At 74.5% G+C, this 23220-nt stretch carries 17 protein-coding genes and 1 pseudogene; 12 read left to right on the forward strand and 6 right to left on the reverse strand.

Features of this window, described 5'->3' with window-relative positions; genetic code table 11:
- The first annotated feature begins 5 nt into the window (after positions 1–5).
- From QFZ64_RS33915 to QFZ64_RS33940, 6 genes are read left to right on the forward strand one after another with little or no spacing between them, the layout of a single operon-like run.
- Positions 6–1103, forward strand: coding sequence for a UbiA family prenyltransferase (locus tag QFZ64_RS33915; RefSeq protein ID WP_307071313.1), 1098 nt, complete (start codon positions 6–8; stop codon positions 1101–1103).
- Positions 1100–2491: an NAD(P)/FAD-dependent oxidoreductase gene (locus tag QFZ64_RS33920; RefSeq protein ID WP_307071314.1), complete on the forward strand. Its 1392-nt coding sequence runs from the start codon at positions 1100–1102 to the stop codon at positions 2489–2491. The genes QFZ64_RS33915 and QFZ64_RS33920 overlap by 4 nt, the downstream gene beginning before the upstream one ends.
- A gap of 1 nt (position 2492) precedes the next feature.
- Positions 2493–4079, forward strand: coding sequence for an AMP-binding protein (locus QFZ64_RS33925; RefSeq protein ID WP_373430788.1), 1587 nt, complete (start codon positions 2493–2495; stop codon positions 4077–4079).
- A gap of 50 nt (positions 4080–4129) precedes the next feature.
- Positions 4130–4954 carry a methyltransferase gene (locus QFZ64_RS33930; protein ID WP_307071316.1) on the forward strand — a complete coding sequence of 275 codons (825 nt, stop codon included), beginning with the start codon at positions 4130–4132 and terminating at the stop codon, positions 4952–4954.
- On the forward strand, positions 4951–8445 hold the full coding sequence (locus tag QFZ64_RS33935) for a CoA transferase (RefSeq protein WP_307071317.1): 3495 nt from the start codon (positions 4951–4953) through the stop codon (positions 8443–8445). Before QFZ64_RS33930 ends, QFZ64_RS33935 begins: the two co-directional genes overlap by 4 nt.
- Positions 8432–11128, forward strand: coding sequence for a SpoIIE family protein phosphatase (locus tag QFZ64_RS33940; RefSeq protein WP_307071318.1), 2697 nt, complete (start codon positions 8432–8434; stop codon positions 11126–11128). Before QFZ64_RS33935 ends, QFZ64_RS33940 begins: the two co-directional genes overlap by 14 nt.
- A 32-nt stretch (positions 11129–11160) precedes the next feature.
- Here QFZ64_RS33940 and QFZ64_RS33945 read toward each other — a convergent pair whose 3' ends face one another.
- Both QFZ64_RS33945 and QFZ64_RS33950 read right to left on the reverse strand, forming a co-directional pair.
- Entirely contained in the window at positions 11161–12069 is a 909-nt protein-coding gene (locus QFZ64_RS33945; RefSeq protein ID WP_373430789.1) for a glycoside hydrolase family 19 protein, read from the reverse strand.
- A gap of 244 nt (positions 12070–12313) precedes the next feature.
- Positions 12314–13231, reverse strand: a complete 918-nt coding sequence (locus QFZ64_RS33950) for an MBL fold metallo-hydrolase (protein WP_307071320.1) — start codon at positions 13229–13231, stop codon at positions 12314–12316.
- Positions 13232–13348: 117 nt separating this feature from the next.
- Here QFZ64_RS33950 and QFZ64_RS33955 point away from each other — a divergent pair, with 117 nt between their 5' ends.
- A complete protein-coding gene (locus tag QFZ64_RS33955) occupies positions 13349–14284 on the forward strand; it encodes an AraC family transcriptional regulator (protein WP_307071321.1) in 936 nt (311 codons plus the stop codon).
- On the opposite strand, the gene QFZ64_RS33960 is transcribed toward QFZ64_RS33955, so the two are convergent.
- A complete protein-coding gene (locus QFZ64_RS33960; protein WP_307071322.1) occupies positions 14217–15185 on the reverse strand; it encodes a helix-turn-helix domain-containing protein in 969 nt (322 codons plus the stop codon). The genes QFZ64_RS33955 and QFZ64_RS33960 overlap by 68 nt on opposite strands.
- A 556-nt stretch (positions 15186–15741) precedes the next feature.
- Between QFZ64_RS33960 and QFZ64_RS33970 the strand changes: the two are divergent.
- Positions 15742–17050: pseudogene (locus QFZ64_RS33970) on the forward strand (MFS transporter).
- Between the two features lie 43 nt (positions 17051–17093).
- Positions 17094–17489 carry a GNAT family N-acetyltransferase gene (locus tag QFZ64_RS33975; RefSeq protein WP_307071324.1) on the forward strand — a complete coding sequence of 132 codons (396 nt, stop codon included), beginning with the start codon at positions 17094–17096 and terminating at the stop codon, positions 17487–17489.
- A gap of 52 nt (positions 17490–17541) precedes the next feature.
- Here the strand turns inward: QFZ64_RS33975 and QFZ64_RS33980 are convergent, their stop codons facing one another.
- Positions 17542–18402 carry a helix-turn-helix transcriptional regulator gene (locus tag QFZ64_RS33980; RefSeq protein WP_307071325.1) on the reverse strand — a complete coding sequence of 287 codons (861 nt, stop codon included), beginning with the start codon at positions 18400–18402 and terminating at the stop codon, positions 17542–17544.
- Positions 18403–18530: 128 nt separating this feature from the next.
- On the opposite strand from QFZ64_RS33980, the gene QFZ64_RS33985 reads away from it, so the two are divergent.
- The gene (locus tag QFZ64_RS33985; RefSeq protein WP_307071326.1) at positions 18531–19526 is read left to right on the forward strand and encodes an aldo/keto reductase; all 996 of its coding nucleotides are present in this window, start codon (positions 18531–18533) and stop codon (positions 19524–19526) included.
- Between the two features lie 48 nt (positions 19527–19574).
- Here QFZ64_RS33985 and QFZ64_RS33990 read toward each other — a convergent pair whose 3' ends face one another.
- Complete coding sequence (locus QFZ64_RS33990; protein WP_307071327.1) at positions 19575–20354, reverse strand: polysaccharide deacetylase family protein; 780 nt, start codon at positions 20352–20354, stop codon at positions 19575–19577.
- Positions 20355–20615: 261 nt separating this feature from the next.
- Between QFZ64_RS33990 and QFZ64_RS33995 the strand changes: the two genes are divergently transcribed.
- The gene (locus tag QFZ64_RS33995) at positions 20616–21161 is read left to right on the forward strand and encodes a hypothetical protein (protein WP_307071328.1); all 546 of its coding nucleotides are present in this window, start codon (positions 20616–20618) and stop codon (positions 21159–21161) included.
- Positions 21162–21564: 403 nt separating this feature from the next.
- On the opposite strand, the gene QFZ64_RS34000 is transcribed toward QFZ64_RS33995, so the two are convergent.
- Entirely contained in the window at positions 21565–22458 is an 894-nt protein-coding gene (locus tag QFZ64_RS34000; protein ID WP_307071329.1) for a LysR family transcriptional regulator, read from the reverse strand.
- Positions 22459–22604: 146 nt separating this feature from the next.
- Between QFZ64_RS34000 and QFZ64_RS34005 the strand changes: the two genes are divergently transcribed.
- Positions 22605–23204 carry a short chain dehydrogenase gene (locus QFZ64_RS34005; RefSeq protein ID WP_307071330.1) on the forward strand — a complete coding sequence of 200 codons (600 nt, stop codon included), beginning with the start codon at positions 22605–22607 and terminating at the stop codon, positions 23202–23204.
- The last annotated feature ends 16 nt before the right edge of the window (positions 23205–23220 follow it).

Consider the following 23220-nt stretch of genomic DNA (forward strand, 5'->3'; position numbering starts at 1 on the left):
ATTCTGTGACCAGTGATTTCCGTATCGGTGATTCCCCGGCCAATGATTTTGAAATCGGTGAATCCCGGGCCAGGGATTTACGTGATGGTGATTCCCCGGCCAACGATTCCCCGGCCAACGATTCCCCGGTCAACGGTTCACCGGCCGGGCGCTCCCCGGCCGCGGCCCCGCCGGCCGAGAACCGGCTTGGCGCCTACGCCCGGCTGGGCAAGCTCGACGTCTACGACTACTACCCGGCGGTCGCCGTGGCGCTGTCGGCGCTCGTGCCGCCGGCCGGCCGGCCGGTCCCCGGGGCGCTCACGGCCTCGGCCCTGTTCCTGTGCGGCTCGGTCTTCGTGATCATGGCGATGGTCGCCCTCGACGACGTCACCGGCTACCGCGACGGCAGCGACATCGCCAACTACGGGCCCGACGACCCCCTGCGCAACAAACGCCGCAAACCCCTGGTCTCCGGCGAGCTGACGGTTCCTCAGGCGCTCGCCTTCGCCCGGGTCACCGCGGCCGCGGGCGCCCTCCTGTGGACCGGCGCCACTCTGGCCGCCCCGTACCGGCCCCTGTGGACGCTGGGGCTGCTCGCCGCCCTGTTCGTGGTGTCGCTGCAGTACTCCTACGGCCTGAGGATCAGCTACCACGGCTTCCAGGAGGCCTTCATCTGCGGACTGGGCGTCGGCATGGTGATGGCCACCTACGGGCTCGCCGCCGGCCGCTTCTCCGGGTTCCTGCTCGTGCAGGCTGTGCTGTTCGGCTTCGGTCCACTGATGTTCGGCGTCTACTCCAACACCAACGACATCCCCGGCGACCGCGCCGTCGGCCGCCCCACCGTGGCCGCCCTCACCTCCCCCCGCGGCAACGCCCTCTTCGTCGGGGCGCTGTCCGCCGCCGAGTTCCTGCTCGGCGTGAGCGCCTGTGCCACCGGCCTCGCCCCCTGGTGGTTCGTACCGCTGATGCTGCCCGTGACCGCCCTGCGGACCCACCAGTACCTCGTCGGCTTCCGCACCGGGGACGTCATGCGGGCCCGCCGGATCGGCTTCCGCGCGCACCGCGTCGGCTTCGTCCTGCTGATCGCCGCCAACCTCCTGGCCGGCGCGGAGGCCACCGCATGAGCCCCGACCTCGACGTGGCCGTGATCGGCGCGGGCGTCGCCGGCCTGACCACCGCGCACGAACTGCGGCGCGCCGGGCTCCAGGTGCGCGTCTTCGAGGACCGGCCGTACGTGGGCGGCCGCACGCACTCCTTCCGGCACGACGGCTACACCATCGACGAGGGCGCCGAACAGATCCCCACCCACGGCTACGGCGCCACCTGGGAACTGCTCGCCCGGCTCGGCGTCACCGCTCGGGAGGTGCCCCGCATCGGCAGGGCCATCGGCGTGTGGCGGGACGGCCGCGCCCACCCCGGCGTCGCCGACCCCTCCGCGCTCCTGACCGGCGCCGGGCTCTCCCCGCGCGCCCGCGTCGACCTCGCCCGCTTCCTGGCCTGGACCGCACGGCACCGCCGTGCTCTCGACGGCGACCACCCCGAGCACACCCCCGCGGGCGACCGCACCGTCGCCCGGTTCGCCCGCCGCTACCACCGGGACCTGCACGACTACCTGCTCCAGCCCGTCGCCGGGTGCTTCTTCGGGTGGGACACCGCCCGCTCCGCCGCCGCACCCCTGCTCGGCCTGATGCGCTCCGTGGGACCCGTCTCCACCTGGCGGACCTACCACGACGGCATGGACCTCCTCGCCCGCCGGCTGGCCGACGGCCTCGACGTCGCCACCGCCCGCCCCGTCCACGAGGTCGTCACCGAGGGCGACTCGGTCCGGCTGCGCGTCCCCGGCGGCACCGTCACCGCCCGCGCGGCCGTCCTCTGCGTCCCCGCACCCGTGGCCGCACGACTGCACGGCACCGCGCCCGAGGACGAACGCGCCTACCTCACCGCGTGCACCTTCACCCCCACCCTCAAGGTGAGCTGTCTCCTCGACCGGCCCCTCGCCCCCGCCTCACCCACCCCCCTGTACGCGCTCCTCACACCCGACGCCGAGGACGACACGCTCTCCGGCATCCTCGTCGACCACGCCAAACACCCCGGCCGGGCACCCGCCGGCAAGGGACTTCTCACCCTCATGGCCGACCCGCGCCGCATCCCCGCACTGCGCGGCGCCTCCGAGCGGGAGACCACCGAACTGCTCGTCAAGGCGGCCACCCGCTACGTCCCCGGTCTGCGGGACGCCGCCCGTCGCCACTTCGTACACCGCTTCACCCACGGCCTGCCCGAGGCCACCCCCGAGGCCCTGCACCACCGGGCCGCCTTCCTGGCCAGGCCCGCCCGCCCGGTGGAGTACGCCGGCGACTGGGTCATGCTGCGCCCCGCCGGCGAGGCCGCCGTCCGCTCCGGAGCACTCGCCGCCTCCCGCGTCCTGAGCCGGCTGCGCCCCGCCCCCACCACCGTCCGCACGGCCCGGCCGGCCGTCCCCGCACCGAGGAGCGAGGTACGTGAAACCGCGTGACATGGGCGTCCTGTTCGACGAGTGCGCCGCCCGGGGCACCCGCACCACCGTCCACCTCGACCGCCCCTTCGACCTCGCCCCCGACCGCGGCACCCGCTGGACCGTTCCCGAACTCGCCGCGCTGGTACGGGAGACGGCGGGCATGCTGACCGCCGCAGGGGTCCGCCCCGGCGACCGGGTTGCCGTCGTCAAGGAGAACCACTGGGACTACGACCTGCTGGCCTGCGCCGCCGTCCGCGTCGGCGCCGTGCCCGCGCAACTGTCCGCCCGCCTGCCCGGGCAGGCACTGGTCACGCTCCTCACCCGGCTCACCCCGGCCCTCCTCGTCACCTCCGCCCAGGTCCTCGCACGCGCCCGCCGCGAGGACACCGACCCGACCGCCGCGGCCACCACCACCCTCGTCCTGGACGCCGGCATCGACGCGGACCTGCCGGGCACCCTCCGCCCCGACGACGTACGCGGCCACCCCGCGCCGGCGCCCGTCCGCAGGGGCGAGGACCTGCCGCTGATCGTCAACCACACCTCCGGCACCACCGGCGTGCCCAAACTCGTCACCCACTCCACCCGCACCCTCGTCGGCGAACTGGCCCGCTTCGAGAGCGTCCGCTACCCCCGCATCGGTGTGCGGCGCGACGACACCCTGCTCAACGCCAACTCCTTCGCCCACGGGCGGACGTTCTGCTGGACCGGGAGCGCGCTCTGCCTGGCCCCCGCGAAGATCGTCATCGTCACCGGGCAGGACCCCGACCTCGCCGACCCACTGCTGCGCGCCCACCCGCCCACCCTCGTCGAGGCGACACCCGCCACCTACGTCCGCTTCCGGCCACTGACCGAGCGGCTGCACAACCCGTTCCGCGACGTCCGCCTCTACGCCAGCACCTACGACGCCGTGCACCCGCCCACCGTCCGGGCCTACCTCACCGCCAGCCGGCACCGGGCCCCGCTGTGGATGCAGGGCTGGGGCCAGACCGAGACCGGCCCGCTCACCTTCCGGTTCCACACCCGGGCGAGCACCGACGAGGGCCGCGGCCCCGGCAGCCGCAACCTCGGCCGGCCGGTGCCGGTCAGGACCCGGCTGCGGGTGGTCGACCCCGACACCTTCCGGCCCGTACCCCGGGGCCGGCCCGGTCTCGTCCTGGCCCGTACCCGGGCCCGCGCCCTCGGCTACGTCGGCGAGGAGGCCCGCTGGTCCGCGAAGCGGCTCGGCGCCTGGTGGAACACCGGCGACATCGGCGTCCTCCGACGGGACGGCAGCGTGGAACTCCTCGACCGCGAGGTCGACCACGGGTCCGGACTGAGCTGCCTGCGGGCCGAGGACGTGCTGGAGGAGCGGCTGCCGTGGGCACTGGAGTGCCTCGTCCTTACCGGCGCCGACGGCCCGCCCCTGCCCGTCGTCGTCACCGCCGACGGCCGCCTGGACGCGGACGGCTGGCGGACCGCGACGCGCGGTCTGCCGCCGCTGGCCGCCCCCGTCGCGCTCACCTGGGAGCAGGTCCCGCGCACCGACACCGGCAAGGTCCGCCGCACCGCCCTGCTGCGGCAGCTCACCGGCACGGCCGGCACCGGCGGCTCCGGCCGCTGGACCTGAACGAGAGTTCCGGACCGGAACTCCGCACGAGGAAGGGAAGAAGGCACCGCATGCTCGCACACCTGGTCGAGGACCCCGGCTACGTCTTCGACAACGACAGCGTGCACAGCCGCGAACAGCACCGCTGCCTCGCCGAGGCCTACGACGCCGACACCTTCGCCCGGCTCGCGGAGACCGGGGTCACGCGCGGCTGGCGCTGTCTGGAGATCGGCTCGGGTGGCGGCAGCGTCGCCCGCTGGCTCGCCGACCGTGTCGCCCCGGACGGCGAGGTCGTCGCCACCGACGTCAAACCCCACCACATCCCGGCACGTCCCGGCCTGACCGCCCTGCGCCACGACGTGGTCACCGACCCGCTCCCCAAAGCCGCCTTCGACCTCGTCGTCGCCCGCCTCGTCCTGCAGCACGTACCCGAACGGCTCGCCGTCCTGGACAAGTTGGCGCGGTCGCTCAAACCCGGTGGCCGGCTCCAGATCGAGGAGTTCGACACCTCCTACGAACCGCCGCTGCTCACCCCGGACGAGGAGTCGGCACGTCTGTACGAGACGTTCCTGGCCACGAAGAGCGCCGTCATGCGGGCCGGCGGCGGGGACCCGGAATGGGGGCGCCGGGTGCCCGCCGCGATGCGCGCCGCCGGACTCGTCGACATCGACGTCAGGCCCCGTATCGAGCTGCGCACCGCCGACTCGCCCGGTCTGCGGCTGCAGCTCCACCACACCCACCACCTGCGGGACAAGCTGCTGGCGGCCGGCCTGACGGACGAACAACTGGACCGTGTACGGGCGTTGATGCGCGACCCCGGCTTCCGGGCCGCCTCCAGCGTCATGTACTCGGTACAGGCCCGCCGCCCCCCGGCCGACGGCGAGGGCGGCCGATGACGCATCCCGCGCCCACCGGACCGCCCGTGGCCGCACGGGTCGCCGGGGACCTGCTCGCCCTGACCGGCACGCCGGACGCCGCCGTGGTCGCCTGCGACATCGACTGGGCCGGCCCACTGGCCCTCGCCCTCCCCGAGGAACGCGCCGTGCAGGCCGCCTGCGGCCTCATGCACGTCCACGGCCGGGCGGGCGGCGCTCCCGCCCCGCTCGCCGTGGACTACGCGTCCACCGTGGCGGGCGTACTCGCCGCACAGGGCGTGACCGCGGCCCTGCTCGCCCGGGCGCGGGGCGCGGCGACACGCGCGGTCCGCACGTCGGTCGCCCAGGGCGCGCTGATCGCCGTCGCCCAGTACCTGGCGGCGGCGACGGCGGGGGAGGAGCGGGTGGCGGTGAGCAGCGGTGTGGGGGAACCGGGTTCGTCGACGGCTGAGGGGCGTGCCCCTTCCCCGGGCGCGGGCGACCGCGCGGCGCACCTCCACACCCCCGCACCCGACGACGCGCCCCCGGGGGATCCGGGGGCACAGCCCCCGGGGGCGGGAAGGGCAGGGGCGGCGGGGGCGAGAAAACCCACGGGTACCCCCGGCCTCATCTCCGCCGACGGCATCCGCATCGAACTCGAAGCCCTGGACGCCGAGCCCTGGATCGCCTTCTGGCGGCAACTGGGCGCACCGTCGGACGCCGTCCGACAAGGCTGGCGCACCTTCCAGACACGCTTCGCCACCGCCGTCCGCCCCCTCCCACCCGCCCTCGCCGAAACCGTCCACCGCACCCCGTTCACCGCACTGTGCGCGGCGGCGACCGCGTCCGGAGCGAGTCTGCTGGCCGTACGGGAGGACCCCGCACCCCCGACCGCCGTCCCACCCTGGACACTCACCCCACTCGCCCCGGGCAGCGCCGCCACCCCCCGCCCCACCACGCCCACGGCCCCCGCCGAGCCCCTCGCCGGACTCCGCGTCGTCGAGTCGACCCGACGGGTCCAGGGCCCCCTCGCCGGACACGTCCTGCGCCTGCTCGGCGCGGAGGTCGTCCGCGTCGAGCCCCCCGGCGGCGACCCGATGCGCGGCATCCCACCCCTGGCCGACGGATGCTCGGCCCGGTTCGGCGCCCTCAACGCGGGCAAGACCGTCGTCGAGGCCGACATCACCACGACGGCCGGCCGCGCGCGGGTGCGCGACCTGGTCCGCGACGCCGACGTCTTCCTGCACAACTGGGCACCCGGCAAGGCGGCCCACCTCCGCCTGGACGCGGACGACCTCGCCCGGGTGAGTCCCGCGCTGGTGTACGCCCGGGCGTCCGGCTGGGGCGAGGCGCTCGGCCCCCGCCCGCCGCTCGGCACCGACTACCTCGTCCAGGCCCACAGCGGCCTCGCCGCCGCCCTCCGCCCCGCCGACGAGCCGCCCGCGCCGTCCCTGATGACCCTCACCGACGTCCTCGGCGGTCTGGTCTGCGCGCAGGCCGTCCTCGCGGCGCTGCTGGAACGGCTGCGCACCGGACGGGGGCAGCGCGCCGACTCCTCGCTGTACTCCGCCGCCGCGCTCGTCCCACGCGGGAAACGGCGTGCCCGCTGGGGCCCGTACGACCGGCCGCTGGCCACCGGCGACGGACATCTGTGGCTGGGACCCGAGGCCCGTGCCCACCCCGAGCGCGTCGCCCCGCGCGCTGGGCGCCGGAGCCACGGCCGACCCCGCCGCGCACGCCCGCACCCTTCGCGGCGCCGTACTGCTGCCCCGGCTGGCGGCGGCCGGCGTCCCCGCGACCCCTGTGTGCGCCGACCTCGCGGCCCTCGCCCGCGACCCCCGCTTCGCTCCCGCGCTCGGTACCGGCGTGTACGCCTTCCCCCGTGCCCCCTGGGAGTTCGCATGAGGCGCGCGTGGAGATCCGCCGCCGGTGTGGAGATCCGCGACCTGGTGCCCGCCGCGCTGCGCCGCACCTGGGTCGCGCGAGGCCACTGCCCGGACCGCGACCTCTACTCCCTCTTCGCCGCCCACGTGCGCGCCCACCCCACCCGCACGGCCGTCGTCGACGCGGCGGGTGCCCTCGACTACGCCCGTCTGGACGCCGACGTGCGCCACCTCGCCGGCCGGCTGGCCGAGCAGGGGCTCGGCGCGCGCGACATCATCGCCGTCCGCGTGCCCAACGGGCGCCGCGCGGTGGCCGCGGAACTCGCCGTCGCGGCACTCGGCGCCGTCGCCCTGCCCTACCCGCCCGGGCACGGCAGCCGGGGCCCCGCGAGCCTCCTCGCCCGCTCCCGGGCCCGCGCGGTGATCGTCGAGCACGCCCGTGACGCGGTGCCGGACGCCCACCTCCCGCATCTGGAGGCGGTGTTCTCCTGGGGAGAACCGGCACACCCGAAAGGCGTCCGGCTCACCGCCCCCGCGCGGGAACCGTTCCGGCCCCGACCGGTCGACGCGGAGGCCCCCGCCCGCATCCTGGTCTCCTCCGGGTCCGAGGCCGAGCCGAAAATGGTCGCCTACTCCCACAACGCGATGGCCGGCGGGCGCGCCGCCTACCTGCGCGCCCTGTCCTGCGGCGACCCCGACGGGATGCGCAACCTCGTCCTCGTCCCGCTCGCCTCCTCCTTCGGCTCGCTCGGCACGTCCGTGACGGTGGCCGCCCTCGGCGCCACCCTGCTCGTCCAGGACGCGCCCGACGCGCGGGAGGCGCTGCGGATGCTCACCACGCACCGCCCGACGCACGTCTTCGGCGTGCCCACGATGCTGCGCCGGCTCGCCGAGCAGCCCCCGCCGCCCGACGAGGATCTGAGCGGGCTGCGCGCCCTGGTCTCCAGCGGCGCCGCCCTCCCCGAGGCCACGGCGGCGTTGTGCGCACGCCGGTTCGGGCGCCCGGTCGTCACCGTCTACGGCTCCTCCGACGGCGTCAACTGCCACACCGCCGCCACCGGGCTGTCCCCGGAGACCGGCACCGGCCTGCCCGACCCCGCCGTCACGGACATCCGCGTCACCCCCGGCACCGGCGAGATCCTCGCCCGGGGCCCCATGACCCCGCTCTGCTACGTGGCGGCACCCGACCTCGACTCGCGGTACCGCACCCCGGGCGGCTGGGTCCGCACCGGCGACCGGGGCCGCCTGGACGCGCACGGCAGGCTCCACGTGCTCGGCCGCCTCCGGCAGATGGTCGTACGCGGCGGCTACACCATCAGCCCCGCCGAGGTCGAACAGGCGCTCGCCGGCCATCCCTCGGTGGCCGAGACCGCCTGTGTCGGCGTGCCCGACGAGGAGCTGGGCGAACGCCTGTGCGCCTGTGTGCGGGAGCCGCCGGGCGCGCCCGCCGTCACCCTGGAGGACCTCACCGACTTCCTGGAGACCGCGTGCGGACTGGAGCGCCGCAAACTGCCCGAACTGCTGCTGAGGGTGCCCGAGATGCCGCTCGGCCCCACCGGCAAGGTCTGCCGCCCCACCCTGGCCCGGCTCGCGGCCACCCGAGCCACCCGCCCCGGGGTGCCGCACACTGGAGAGCATGAGCAGGTCTGACGACGGGCCCCGGGCGCGGCGCTTCCCGGCCCGCCCCGAGAGCGCCGCGCGGGCCCGGCGCTTCGTGCGGGACGCGCTGGACGGGGCGGCGCCGCGGCAGACGGAGACCGCGGAACTGCTGACCGGCGAACTGGTGACCAACGCCGTCCTGCACGCGCGCACCGAGGTCTCCGTGGAGGTGCGCCGCACCGGCGGCACCGTCCGCGTACGGGTCGGCGACGGGCGGCCGGACCGCCCCCCGGTGTCCCAGCGGCAGCACCCCTACACGGCCACCGGGTGGGGGCTCGCCCTCGTCGAGCGGCTCGCCGGCCGCCACGGCGTGGACACCGCCGAGAACCACAAGGCGGTCTGGTTCGAACTGGCGCCGCGGGCCGACGCGCCGGCGCCCGGCCCCGCGGGCTTCGCCGTGCCGGCCTCCGGACCCACCGGCAGCGTCACCCTGGTCGACCTGCCCTTCGCGCTGTACTCCGCCTCGCAGGCGCATCGCCGCGCCCTCCTGCGCGAGCTCGTCCTCGCCGCCGCCGCCGCCGGCGACGACAACGGCGTACGGCCCGCGGACCTGGCCACCGCCCAGGACGCGAACGACATGATCACCGCGTGCGTCGCGGCGGCGGCCCAGGACCAGCACTCCGGCACCGACATCCGCACCCTCCTCCTCGCCGTCCCGCCCGACGTCGCGCCGGCCGTGCGCACCCTGCGCCGGGTCCTCGACCTCGCCGAGACGGCGGCGCGGCGCGAACGCCTGCTCAGCCGGCCCGCCCTGCCGCACCTCCGAGCCTTCCACCGCTGGCTGTTCGACGAGATCACCGGCCAGCTCACCGGCGGTGTGCCCGGGGCCTGGACGCTGGTTCCCCGGGAGCCGAGCGCCCGTCCCTCGGAGCTGAACCCCTGGGACGCCCGGCAGGTACTGGCGGGCCGGGTCCCGACGATCGCCGCCGACGACGCCGACCGCATCATCGCCGTCAACGGACCGGCCGCCGACCTCCTCGGACGGCACCCCGACGACCTCGTGGGGCAGCGGATCACCACACTCATGCCCGCACACCTGCGCGACCGCCACGTGCAGGCGTTCTCCTCCCTGCTGCGCACCGGCCGGCCGCGCATCCTCGGCCGCTCCATACCGCTGCCCGCCCTGCACAGCGACGGCCGGCTCATCCCCGTACGGCTGTTCATCCAGACCCAGGAGGCGGCCGACGGCCGCACCGTGTTCGTGGCCCAGCTCATCCCCCGGAGCAGCACCCTCGGTCCGTCGCCGGACGACTCCGCGTGGCCCGAAGCCGCGGGGCACCACGGAATCGCGGGGCACGAAACCGACACCGCAACCGAATCCGCGCCCGTGCCCGCACGCGAACCGGTGCCGAGACGGCCGCCGCCGGTCGCCGAGGGCCCGGAGGGAGGGCGCGAGGACCGCCTCGCCCGCACCGCGCTGCAGCGGCTCGCCCTGGTCGCGGACACCTACAGCGCTCTCGCCGCCGCCCCCGACGCCCCCGAACTGCTGCGCCGGGTGGGAGAGATCCTCGTCGGACGGTTCGCCGACTGGTACGCGGTGGACCTCCTCGACGCGCGCGACCAGGTGGAGCGGGTCTGCGTCGTCCACCGTGACCCGGCCGCGCCGCCGTCCGTCACCTACGAGGGCGCACTCCCGCCGGTGTCCGGGACCGGCAAGGGCCCCCTGCCCCGGGCACTGCGCGGCGCCGGCCCCCTGCTGCTCACCGACATCCCGCCGGACTCCGGGGAGGGCAGCGCCCTGGACGCCCGGCAGTCGCGGCTCTTCGCGGAACTGGGCGCACACAGCGCCGTCGTCGCACCGCTGCAGGCGCGCAGGCAGGTGCTCGGCGCCCTGACGGTGGCCCGCACCGGCGGGCAGCGCCCGTTCACCGAGGAGGACCTGCCGCTCCTCGGTGACGTGGCCGGCGGCCTCGCGCTCGGCGTGGACAACGCCCACCTCTACCAGGAGACCCGGCAGATCGCCGAGCGCCTCCAGCGCTCCCTGCTGCCCGCGCTTCCGCGCACCGAGCACTTCCGACTGGCCGCCCGCTACGCGCCCTCCTCCGCCACCGCCCACGTGGGCGGGGACTGGTACGACGCCTTCATGCTGCCGGGCGGCGAGGCGGCCCTGGTCATCGGCGACGTCACCGGGCACGACCTGCAGGCCGCCGTCGCCATGAGCTCCCTGCGCAACATGCTGCGCGGCATCGCCGTCGACCGTCAGGAACCGCCCGGGGTGGTACTGCGCCGCCTCGACCTCGCCAGCCAGACGTTGTACCGGAACGCCACCGCCACCTGCCTCTACGGCATGGTCCGCGGCACCCCCGGGGCCGCCGGCGCCGTCACCCTGCACTACGCGACCGCCGGACACCTGCCGCCGCTGCTCACGACCGCGCAGGGCGAGACCCGTCACCTGGAGGCCGGCGCGGGGGTGCTGATCGGCATGGACCCCGAACCGCCGCGCCCCACCGGGTGCGAGACGCTGCCGCCGCACTCGACGCTGCTGCTCTACACCGACGGCCTGATCGAACGGCGCGGCGAGCACCTCGACGATGCCATGACCCGGCTGCGGCGCTGCACCGCGGACCTCGCCCGCGCCCCGCTCGACGTCTTCTGCGACGAGGTGCTGCTGCGCCTGGGCGCCGACAGCACCGACGACATCGCCCTGCTGGCACTGCGGGTGACGCCGCCCTGATCGGGGACGGGGGCGGCGTCACGGCCGGCTGGTCAGCAGTACAGGTTGGCGCCCGCCGAGGTGCCGAGGATCTGGACGAAGCGCTGGTAGGCGTCCACCCGGCTCTGCACCTGGGCAGGGTTGCGTCCGTCGCACTCCAGTGAACCGTTGATGCTGCGGATGGTCTGGCCGAAGCCGGCGCCGTTGACCATGGCGTTGTGGGGGGTCATCGTGCCGGGGCCGGACTGGGTGTTCCAGTACCACAGGCCCGTCTTCCAGGCGACGGAGGCGTCGGTCTGCACCAGGTTCGGGTTGTCGAGCAGGTCGATGCCGAGGGCGTCGCCGGCCGCCTTGTAGTTGAAGTTCCAACTGAGCTGGATGGGGCCGCGTCCGTAGTAGGCGGACTGTCCGGCCGGGCAGCCGTAGGGCTGGTTCCAGTCGCAGTAGTGCGAGTAGTTGGCGGTGTTCTGCTCCACCACGTACACCAGCCCGCCGGTCTCGTGGCTGACGTTGGCAAGGAACGCCGCCGCCTCCTGCTTCTTGACGGTGTCGCTGCCCGTGTTGGCGAAGCCGGGGTAGGCGCTCAGCGCGGCCTTCAGGCCGCTGTACGTGTAGAACGAACTCCGGTTCGGGAACATCTGGTTGAACTGTGCCTCGCTCACCACGAAGCCGGAGGGGTTGGTGGAGCCGCCGTTGTCGCAGGCGTAGGGCTCCCAGAACCAGGTGCTGATGACGGGGTCGTAGCCCGGGTTGTCGTGCTCGGCGATGTAGGCCTTGCCGTCGGTGTAGCGGACGATGTCGCCGGTGACGTAGGACCGTCCGGCCGCCCAGTTCGGGTAGCTAGAACAGGACGCGGCGGTGGTCGCCGAGGCCGGGGCGGACGGCAGCAGCAGCGGTGCGGCGGCGCCGAGCACGAGCGTGGCCAGCAGGGCGGAGAAGCGAGCGGAAAGACGAGCGGACAGGCGGCGCTTGGGCACGGGCGTACCTCTTCCTCGGGGGACGGGGCCGCACCGAGGGCAGGACGGAGCCTGCCGCGAACGCGCCGACGGGGTCGGCGGTCGCCTCGGTGCGGCCGCGGTGGGGGGTGACACCCACTCAAGCGCATTGGTATGTACCAGTCAAGGTATAGACCAATAGGATCTGTGGCTCCGTTCCGCGTCCGCCGGCATCGGTGGCGGCAGGCCGGCGTCCTGCCGTCCGCAGCCGTCAATTGCCGCCGGGCGCCCAGCCGTTGACCGCGAAGCGGCTGCCGTCGCGCCGGACCTCGACCGCGCCGGGGCCCGCGAAGTGTGCCGGGACGACGAGCTCCCGCCGGTCCGCGGCGCGTTCGAGCACCGCCCTGCGGGTCACCGCGGCCGCCCGCTGATCCTCACAGAAGCAGCTGTTGAACCGCGGGTCGAGGATCTGCACGGGGCTGTGCAGCATGTCCCCGACGAACACGGCGCGGTCCCCGCCACTGGACAGCCGGACGACCGACGAGCCCGGAGTGTGTCCCGGCGCGGGCTCCAGGGTGAGGTGGGTGTCGAGGCGGTGGCCGCCCTCCCACAGCACGGCACGGTCGAGCACCGGCGTGACACTGTCCGCGTACACCAAGTGGCTCCCCTCTCTCCGGAGTTGGTCGTACTCGTTCCGGGGCGTGGGCCGACGGTGGGCGTTGCGGGGGTCGAAGTACTCCTTGTCGGCCTTCGGGATCAGATAGGTGGCGTTCGGGAACGTCGGCACGAAGGTGTCGCCGTCCAGCCGGGTGTTCCAGCCGACGTGGTCGTAGTGGACATGCGTGTTGATCACGACATCCACGTCCTCGGGGCGGACACCGGCCCGCGCCAGCCGGTCCAGGAAGTCCGTGCGCAGATGGTCGAAGAGGGGCACCTGCGGCCGGGTCCGGTCGTTGCCCGCCCCCGTGTCCACCAGGACGACTTTTCCCTCGCTGCGCAGCACCCAGGTCTGGACGGCGCCGTGGTACGCGTCGGTCTCCGGGTGCCAGTGGTCCGGAGCCAGCCACGAGGCGTTCTCCCGCCAGATCTCCGGCGGACTGTCCGGGACCATGGTCCGGGCGGGGGCGATCTCGCCCTGCCACTCGACCACCTTCGTGACCTCGACCTCGCCGAGCATGAAATGTTGCATACCGTCACGCTAGAACGCTCCGGTGAGCCGTTCCATACGTGAATGACTCGATCGGATGCGTGATCGTCTCACCGGTGCTCCTTCCGGCGCGTACACCGACCCGGGTACGGTGAGGGTGTGGACGTACTCAGCGACGTGATCACCACCATGCGCACCGGCCGCCCGGTCTCCAGCCGGCTCCGGGTGGACCCGCCCTGGTGCTACCGGTTCGACCGCTACGACGGTGCCGGCTTCCACGTCCTGCTGCGCGGTTCCGGCTGGCTGCTCGCCGAGGGCGCCGAACCCGTACCGCTGGCCACCGGTGACGTCGTCCTGGTGCCGCACGGCAGCGCCCACCTCCTGTCCCACGCCCCCCGGGCCGAGGGCGCGGTCCTGCTGGACGACGCGGTGGCCGACCCGGCGGGCCGCGTCGAGTTCCTGTGCGGCAAGTACCGTCTCGACCACACCCGCGGCCACCCCCTGCTCGGCTCGCTGCCCGATGTCGTCCACCTCCCCGCCGGGCCGGGCCGCCACCCCGAACTGCGCGCGGCCGTCGACCTCCTCGCGGTGGAGGTGACCGGCGGCCGGGACGGGCGGTCCGGGCGGGACGGCCGGTCCGGTTGGTCCGGGCGGTCCGGGAGGGACGCCGTCGTCTCCGGTCTGCTCGATCTCCTGCTCGTCTACATGGCGCGCGCCTGGTTCGAGGAGCACCCGGACGGCGGCTGGCCGCGCGCCCTGCGTGACCGTGAGGTCGCGGCGGTACTGGAGGCGCTGCACACCGAGCCCGCCGCCCCCTGGCGGCTGGAGGAACTGGCCGCCCGCGTGGGCCTGTCCCGCGCGACCCTGGCCCGGCGCTTCACCGCGCTCACCGGGCAGCCGCCCATGGCCTATCTGACCTGGTGGCGGATGACCACCGCGGCACATCTGCTCCGGACCGGCGACCAGCCCCTGACCGCCGTCGCACGGCAGGTCGGCTACGGCTCACCGTTCGCGTTCTCCCACGCCTTCAAACGCCACTTCGGCCGGACACCCGCCCACTTCCGCGCGGACGGCTCCCCGCCGGAACCACGCTGACAGCGGTACGGTCCTTCCCCTCCCCGGGCACCGCCTCCGCGGGCGTCACCGTCTCCGCGGACTCCAGGCGGAGCATCGCCTCCTCGTCCGGCGTGCCCGGCGCCGCCTGGTAGACCACCATCCGCTGGCCGCCCGTCCGGGCCAGCCGCATGACCTCGTAGGTGAGGGTCATCATGCCGACCGCCGGATGGCGGAAGCACTTCTGCCCGCCGCCGCGCTCGCAGACGTCGTACCGCTCCCAGAGTCGCGCGAACTCCGGTGACTTGACGGCCAGTTCACCGACCAGGGTGGTCAGTTCGGGGTTGTCGGGATCGGCCCCGGCGACCGCCCGCAGGTGCGCCACCGAGGAGGCGACCGTCTCCGCCCACGGTTCGTAGAGCGTGCGGCCGACCGGGTGGAGGAAGAGGTAGCGGGTCAGGTTGCGCCGGTCCTCCGGCCAGTCCCACAGGCCGGGCAGCAGCCGCCGGCCCGGCGGGTTGGCGGCCAGCACCCGGTTGTAGCGGCTCACCACGTACCCGGGCAGCGGGCGGACCGACTCCAGCATCCGCAGCACCGAGTCACGTACGGTGTGGTCCGCGGAGGCGGGCAGCTCGCCGACCCTCCCGGAGGCCAACTCGGCCAGCTCGTGCAGCCGTTCGTAACCGTCGCCGCGCAGTCGCAGGGCGCGGCCGAGGGCGTCCAGGACGGCGGGGGAGGGATTGGTCTCCCGGCCCCGCTCCAGCCGGATGTAGTAGTCGACGCTGACGCCCGCCAGCGCGGCCAGCTCCTCCCGGCGCAGCCCCGGTGTGCGGCGCAGACCCGCGCCGGCCGGGAGCCCCACCTCCTCGGGCCGTACCTGTGCCCTGCGGGCCTTCAGATATCTGCCGAGTTCGGTGCCCCGCACGTCCGCTGCTGCTGCCATCCGGCCATTCTCGCAGGCGGGTCCGGCGTGTGGGGGGCCGTGTCAGGGCCAGGAACGCGGCACCCCGGGAACGGTGCGGTCTGTCGTACGGCCGCGCGGGAGAGCAGAGTCGACCCCGGAGCGGGCGGCCCGGCCGCCGGGGTCCAGGGGGTGCGCGACACCGGACCGCGACCCCGACGACTCGAGGCCGCCCGCCCACCGAGCCCGGCCGGCACCGCGGGCAACCGCGCGCCACCACGGACTCGCCGGCGCACCGGCATCCGCACCCCGCGGACCACCCCGCGGATCAGCCCCGACCTGCCGAACGGCAGAAGGAGTCACCATGCCGTCCATCAAGTCCACCAAGTCCACCAGGACCGCCAAGTCCATCCGGTCCACTCCGTCCACCCCGCCCGCCGCCCCCGCCCACGTCCCCTCCACCCCGGCGCGCCCGGCCCGCCACGCCACCGAAGACGCCGCCGTCCCGCCCACGGGACCCGGAGCCCGCCCGCGCCCTCCGGGCCGGAGCCGCGTCACACCACCGCGGCGCGGCGGTGGAGCCGGGCTGCTCGCCTCGCTGCTCGGGTTCACGGTCATCACCGTGGACGTCTCGGCAGTGAACATCGCCCTCCCCGCGATCGGGGACTCCCTGCACGGCGGCATGGCCGGGTTGCAGTGGGTGGTGGACGCGTACACCCTGATGTGCGCCGCCCTCATGCTCTCCGCCGGCGCCCTCGCCGACCGCGCCGGCGCCCGCCGCGCCTACTCCTGGGGCGTCGCCCTGTTCACCCTCGCCTCCCTCGGCTGTGCGCTGGCGCCCGGCATCGGCGTGCTGGTCGCCGCGCGCGTGGCGCAGGGCGTCGCGGCCGCCGTCGTCATGCCCGCCTCACTCGCGCTGATCCGCCAGGTCTACGACGAGCCCAGGACCCGTGCCCGGGCCCTTCGCGCTGTGGTCGGTCGGCGGTTCGGTGGCGATGGCGGCGGGCCCGGTGCTGGGCGGGCTGCTCACCGACGCGGCCGGCTGGCGGGCGGTCTTCCTGCTCAACCTCCCGGTGGGCGTGGTGATCCTGGGCCTGCTGGTGCGGGTGCCGCGTTCCCCGTCCCGGCCCGCGGCGCTGGACCTCGGTGGCCAGCTCACCGCCGTACTCGCCCTCGCGGGGCTGGCGTTCGCGGTGATCGAGGGCGGCCACCTGGGCCGGACCAGCGCGCCCGTGCTCGCCGCCGCAGCGCTCGCCGTCGTCAGCGCCGTCGCCTTCCGCACGGTGGAGGGCCGGCACCCGCGGCCGATGGTGCCGCTCGGCATGCTGCGGGAGCGCCGGGTGTCGGTGCCGCTCGCGGTCGGGTTCGCGATCAACGCCGCCTTCTACGGCGGGATCTTCCTTCTTGGCCTCTACTACCAGCAGTTGCGGGGGATGTCGGGGACCGAGGCCGGGCTGATGTTCGTACCCTTGTCGGTGGTGGTGACCGGGGCCAATCTGCTCTCGCCGCGGCTGGCCGAGCGGTTCGGGCGGCGGCCGGTGCTCGTGGTCGGGCAACTGGTGCTGGCCGGGGCGATGGTGGCCATGCTGCCGCTGGCGGCGCACACCCCGGTGTGGCTCGTGCTGGTCCTGCTGCTGCCGCTGAGCGTCGGCGGTGCCGTGGTGGTACCGGCGCTCACCGCGCTGCTGATGGACGCCGTCCCCGGGGAACGCGCGGGCACCGCGTCGGGGCTGCTCAACTCCCTGCGCCAGACCGGCGGCGCACTCGCCGTCGCCCTCTTCGGCGGCCTGCTGGCCGGGCCCGGCGGCGCGTTCTCCCTGCCGGGCATGCGCGTCGGCCTCCTCGCTGTCGCCGTGCTGCTGCTCGCCACCGCCGCGCTCTCCCGCGCAGCGCTGCCCCGCGACTGACGCGGCTCCGCCTGAGCCCGGCGGGCCGTGGCCTACGCTCGGCATGACGGTCCAATACGTGTGGCGGGGCGACTTCGACGACGCCTCGCTCGAGACGCTGCATGCCGAGGGTTTCGGCCACCCGGCCGAGGACACCGACTGGCGCGCCCGGCTGGAACGCCACAGCCTGGGCTGGGTGTGCGCCCGGCACGACGGGGCCCTCATCGGTTTCGTCAACGTGGTCTGGGACGGCGGCTCGCACGCCTTCCTGCTGGACACGGTCGTCGCCCGCAGCCACCGGGGGACCGGGGTCGGCACCGCGCTCGTCGCCCGCGCGGCCGAAGAGGCCCGCGCCGCCGGGTGCGAGTGGCTGCACGTCGACTTCGAGGAACACCTGCGGCGGTTCTACCTCGACGGATGCGGCTTCACGCCGACGGCGGCGGGACTCGTCGCCCTGTGACCCGGCCGACGGGGGCTTGTGCGCGTGTACTTCACCATGCGCACCACGCGCGTCACCGTGCGGGCTTCTCCGGCCCTCGCGCCGTGAACTCCTCGCTGCCGAGGACCCGCAGCAGCTCCAGCCGTTCCCGGCTCTCCGTGTCCGCCGGGGTGAGCACCAGCAGTTGCTGGTTCTGGTCGGGGGTGACCAGCGTCTCGCAGTCCATCAGCAGCGGGCCCACCCGCGGATGCACCAGGGTCTTGCGGTCGGCGCGGCGCACCTCCACCTCGTGCTCGGCCCACAGCCGGTCGAACTCGGTGCTCGCCGCCCGCAGTCGCGCGATGAGTCCGGTGACCACCGGGTCGCCGGCCCGGCGGCCCGCCGCCGCGCGCAGGTCGGCCACGAGCCGGCGGGAATGGTGCTCCCGCTCCTCGGGCGGCCGGCCCGCCCGGGCGTCGGGCTCGGTGAACCAGCAGTAGGCGAGGTAGCGCCGGTCACCGGTGCGGCCCGTGCTCGCGCCCCCCAGCAGCACGGACATCCGGTTCTGGGCGAGGACCTCGCCCAGGTCGGAGACGACCAGCGCCGGGGTGTCGTGGAGCAGGTCGAGCATGCGGATCAGCCCGGCGCGGGCCATGCGCGCCACCCCGTCGGCGGGCGGCGGCCGGTGTCCGGCCAGGTGGAACAGATGGGTGCGTTCGTCGTCGGACAGCCGCAGCGCCCGCGCCAGCGCGCCGAGCAACTGCGGCGAGGGCTGACTGCTGCGGCCCTGTTCGAGCCGGACGACGTAGTCCACCGACATCCCGGCCAGCATGGCCACCTCCTCCCGGCGCAGACCGGTGGTACGGCGCCGGGGGCCGGCGGAGATCCCCACCTCCGCCGGGCGGATCGCCTCACGACGGCGGCGGAGGAAGTCGGCGAGCTGCTCACGTTCCATTCCCCCATGGTCCCTCCGGACGGGCGGGGCATCCAGGGAGCGGCGCTCCCATGAGAAAGGCTCCGCTTTCGCCGCCCGCGGCACACGACCACAGTGGGTGGTGCACCGACGAACAGAGGAGAGAACGAATGCAGAAGCGAACCCTGGGGAGCACCGGACCGGCCGTCTCCGCGCTGGGTCTGGGCGCGATGAGCATGTCGGGCTCCTACGGCGAGGTGGACCGCGCCGAGAGCATCGCCACCGTGCACGCCGCGCTGGAGGCCGGCGTCACACTGATCGACACCGGCGACTTCTACGGCATGGGCCACAACGAGCTGCTGCTCGCGGAGGCGCTGCGCGGCCGTGACCGGGACAGCTACCTGCTGAGCGTCAAGTTCGGCGAACTGCGGGGTCCCCTGCCCGGCCCCGGAGCGCGGGACTGCCGCCCGGAGGCGGTACGGAATTTCCTCGCCCACTCCCTGACCAGGCTGGGCACCGACCACGTCGACATCTACCGCCCCGCCAGGCTGGACCCGGCGGTCCCGATCGAGGAGACGGTGGGCGCGATCAAGGAGCTGATCGAGGCCGGGTACGTGCGCCACCTCGGCCTCTCGGAGGTCGACGCGGCCACGATCCGCCGGGCGCACGCCGTGCATCCGGTCGCCGACCTGCAGATCGAGTACTCGGTGATCTCCCGCGCCGTGGAGCCGGACATCCTGCCCACCCTGCGGGAACTCGGCATCGGCATGACGGCGTACGGTGTCCTCGGCCGCGGCCTGATCTCCGGGCACTGGAAGCCCGGCCGGGAAGCCGCCCCCGGCGACTTCCGCGCCTACAGCCCGAGGTTCGCGAAGGAGAACGTCGAGCACAATCTCGCCCTGGTGGAGGCCCTGCGCGCGGTCGCCGAGACCAAGGGGTGCACGGTCGCCCAGCTCGTCATCGCCTGGGTGGCCGCCCAGGGCGAGGACATCGTGCCGCTGGTCGGCGCGCGGACCCGGGAACGGCTGGCCGAGGCGCTGCCCGCGCTCGGGGTACGGCTCACCGAGGACGACCTCGCCGCGATCGAGAAGGCGGTCCCCAGGGGCGCGGCACGCGGCGACCGTTACCCCGCCGCGGCCATGTCCGCCCTCGGCGTGGGGAACTGAGGAACCGGACCCGCGGGTCCGGGCCGTGCGGGTCCGGGAGGCTCCGGTTCAGCGCACGGGGAACCCGAAGGAGTAACCCTGCTCCTTGAACCAGGGCAGGAGCTGACGCAGCGCCTCGACGGTCTCCGCGCGGTCCCCGCCGGCGTCGTGGAAGAGCACGGTGGGACCGTTGGATATCTCCCGCTTGACGGTGGCCACGATGGCGGCCGTGCCGGGGTGCTCGAAGTCCTTGGTGTCGACGTTCCAGCCCAGCGGACGCATCCCCCGGGAGGCGGCCAGATCGCGGCTGTAGGGGGTGAACGCGCCACCCGGCGCCCGGTAGTACTGCGGGCGCACGCCCCCGGAGGCCTTGGTGATCATGCGTTCGGCGTCCAGGATCTGCTGCGACTGGTAGGCCTCGGACTTCTTGTCCATGGTGACGTCGTGCGACACCGTGTGGTCGCACAGCCGGTGCCCGTCCGCCAGGACCGCCTTCACCAGGTCAGGGTGGGCCTCGGCCTGGGTGCCGACCATGCAGAAGGTGGCCTTCACCCCGTTCTCCTTCAGCACCTTCAGCACCTGCGGCGTCCAGGTCGGGTCGGGGCCGTCGTCGATGGTGATGTTGACGCCGCGGGCGCCGTGGTCCGAGGCGTGGGCGATGTCCACCGACACCTTCGCCGGGGCACGGTCGGCCGGAGCGGTGGAGTGCGCCGCGGTGTCCCGCGCGCTGTGACCCTCGGCCGAGCCGGCTCCGGCGGTCCACAGCGCGGTCGCCGTCGCCGCCGCCGTCACGCCGACCGCCACCGCGAACACCCGGCCGTGCCAACCCCGTCCGCCATGCCTGCTCATGTTCCGGTGCTCCGTCCGTGTGTCTTCCGTCGTTCCCGTTGCACCCCAGCAGACGGCACAACAGGGCTTGAGGATCCCGCTGTTACCGATCAAGAACAAATCCGCGGGGAACCGGGGACAACGCGGACGCCACCGCCGCCCTCGGACCGTCCTGGAGGACACCGCCCCCCGCCGTCGCCGGCACCGACTGCCGCCACCAACTGCCGTACCGGCCAAGGGAGTCGTGTGTACACTCGGCCTACCCCCGACGCCGGAGGACATATGACCGCCGCACCGTTGAGCGGAACCGATTTCTCCCCACTGCTGCGCACCGACTTCACCGACGACGCGGCATGGCGGACTCTGCTGGAGTCCATCGAGGACACCCCGACCACCGCGAAGGCCTGGCTGACCGTCATGGTCGACCCGGCCCACGAGGGTCTCTCCGCGGCGGAGCTGCTCGCGCTGGTCCCGGACGGCAGCCGGTACCCGGTGCTCGTCGTGGCCGACCGCGAGACGTTCGTCGGCCACGAGCGCACCCTGCTCCTCATCGACGTCCGGGAGGAGCCGGGGCGCACGTTCCGCGTGGCCGTCCCCGACGCGTTCGCCTCCGTCCTCGGCAACCTGGCCATCGACAATCAGTCGTTCGACGACTACCTCGCCTCCGGCTCCCTCGGCGACGACGGCGTCTACCGTCTCTCCGACCGCCACCGACAGGCCCTCGCCGAACTGCGGGGCGCGGCGCGGCCGCAGGGCGACACGCAGGCCGCCCACGCGTTCGCACGAGTGCGGGGCAGGGTGCCCGGGCCGGGGAATCAGCCCCGCTGACCCCCCGCCGGCCGCCAGGGTGTTCCGCACGGCGGCCGGCGCCGCCTCGCCCGGCACCAGGTGCACGGACAGGCCCGGCAGGGCCGGGAGCGTCGCCCAGCGGGTGACGGGCTCCTCGCAGGGCGGGCCGCCGTGGGGGAAGCGGATGACGCCGTCGGAGTCGACGAAGCAGTCGTGGTTTTGGTGCCGTCCTCGGCGAAGTGGTGCCGGGCGAAGCGCATCGGCAGCACGATCCAGAAGTCCTCGCCGTCGGCCGGTCCTTCCCCCTTCTCGTCGGGGGGACAGCGTCCGGTCACCGCCGCCACCGGCAGTCCGTCACCGGGGAGCCGCTCGCGGGTGTCCACCCGCGGGGCCGGGCGGGTCGCGGGTGTCCGGCCCCGTCCCGTGACGGCCGGACGCCCCCTCAGGCGCTCACGGTTTCCCGTACCGTCGCCGCGAACTCCTCCGTGAGCGGGTGCGTGGGGTGCGCCGGGCGGGCCAGATAGACGGTGGCGGCGGGGGCGTCGCGCACGGGGACGAACCGCACCCCCGGGTGGCTGAAGCTCTGCGCGGTGCCGGACGTGCCGAGGCCGAACGCGCCGCCGGTGGCGATGAGGTTGAGCCACTGGTCCACGTTGCCGACCTCGACGACACGGCCCGGACGGCGCTCCGGGGGCCACAGTTCCGGCGAGGCGGTGCCGGTGTCGGGCCACAGGGCGAGCGGGAGTGCGGCCGGCGGTCCCGGGGTGGAGCGGGCGGGCCGGGCGGTGAGCTCGGCCATCAGCACCGTGTCCCGCTGGGCGAGCGGGTGGTCGTCGGGCAGGGCGGCGACACGGTCCTCCATGTAGAGGGCCTCGGTGCGCAGCAGCGGGCCGGGTGGGCGGGTGCGCAGTACGGCCACGTCGGTGTCGCCGGTGGCCAGCCCCGCGGTGCTGTTGTCCTGCCGCACCACGTCGAGCGGGATGTGCGGGTGCGTACGGCGCCAGGTGCGCAGCAGGGGCACGGTCTGCCGCCCCAGTACCGCGCAGGTGTAACCGAGCCGCAGCGGGCGCACCACCCTACGGGTGTCGGCGAGCGCCGAGTCGAGCCGGGCGAGGATCGCCCGCCCGTGTCCGAGCAGGGTGTTCCCGGCGGGCGTGAGGGCGAGGTGCCGGCTGGAACGGTCGACGAGCTGCACGCCGACACGCGACTCCAGCTGGGCGAGCGTGCGGGACAGGGCGGGCTGCGTCATGTGCAGCCGCGACGCCGCCGCGGTCACGGTGCCCTCCTGGGCCACCGCGTCCAGCGCACGAAGATGGCGGAGCTCCACATCATCCATGCGCACCAAGCATAGACCCTGCCCAAACGGCATTTCCCCGACTCGGGCCGGCCTCCGTAGCGTCTGCGGTGGCCGGGCGACACGCCCGGGACAGCACAACGGCTTTCCGGCATTTCGAGCATTTCGAGCATGAGGAACGGTGGAGCGTGAGAATTCTCCTGATCGGCGCGGGCGGCACGCTGGGCGGCGCGGTGCGCCACGCACTGGTGGAGCGTGGACACGAGGTGATCGGCGTCGGCCGCTCGGGCGGCGACCTCGTCGCCGACGTGACCGACCCCGAGGCGGTGACCCGGCTGTACGCGCAGGCCGGTCCCCTGGACGCGGTGGCGGTCGCGGCGGGCGACGGGGTGTTCCGCCCGCTGGACGAACTGACCCCCGACGACGTGCTGACGACCTTCCGCGGCAAGACGCTCGCCCAACTGGACCTGGTCCGCCAGGGCCTCCGGCACGTGGCGCCGAACGGCTCCTTCACCCTGGTGAGCGGCATCCTGGCCGAGCAGCCCATACCGGCGGGCGCGGCCGCCTCGGCGGCGAACGGCGCGGTGGAGGCGTTCGTCCGCGCCGCGGCGCTCGAACTCCCGCCGCGGCGGATCAACGTCGTCAGCCCGACGGTCGTCGAGGAGTCCCTGGCGGCGTACGGCCCCTTCTTCCCCGGTGTGGAACCGGCCCCCGTCTCCCGCGTGGCGACGGCCTACGTCCGCTCCGTCGAGGGCGCCCAGACGGGGCAGACGTACCGCGTCTGGTGACGCGGCGGCTCCGCGC

It is taken from the genome of Streptomyces sp. B3I8 (assembly GCF_030816915.1).
Lineage (GTDB): Bacteria > Actinomycetota > Actinomycetes > Streptomycetales > Streptomycetaceae > Streptomyces.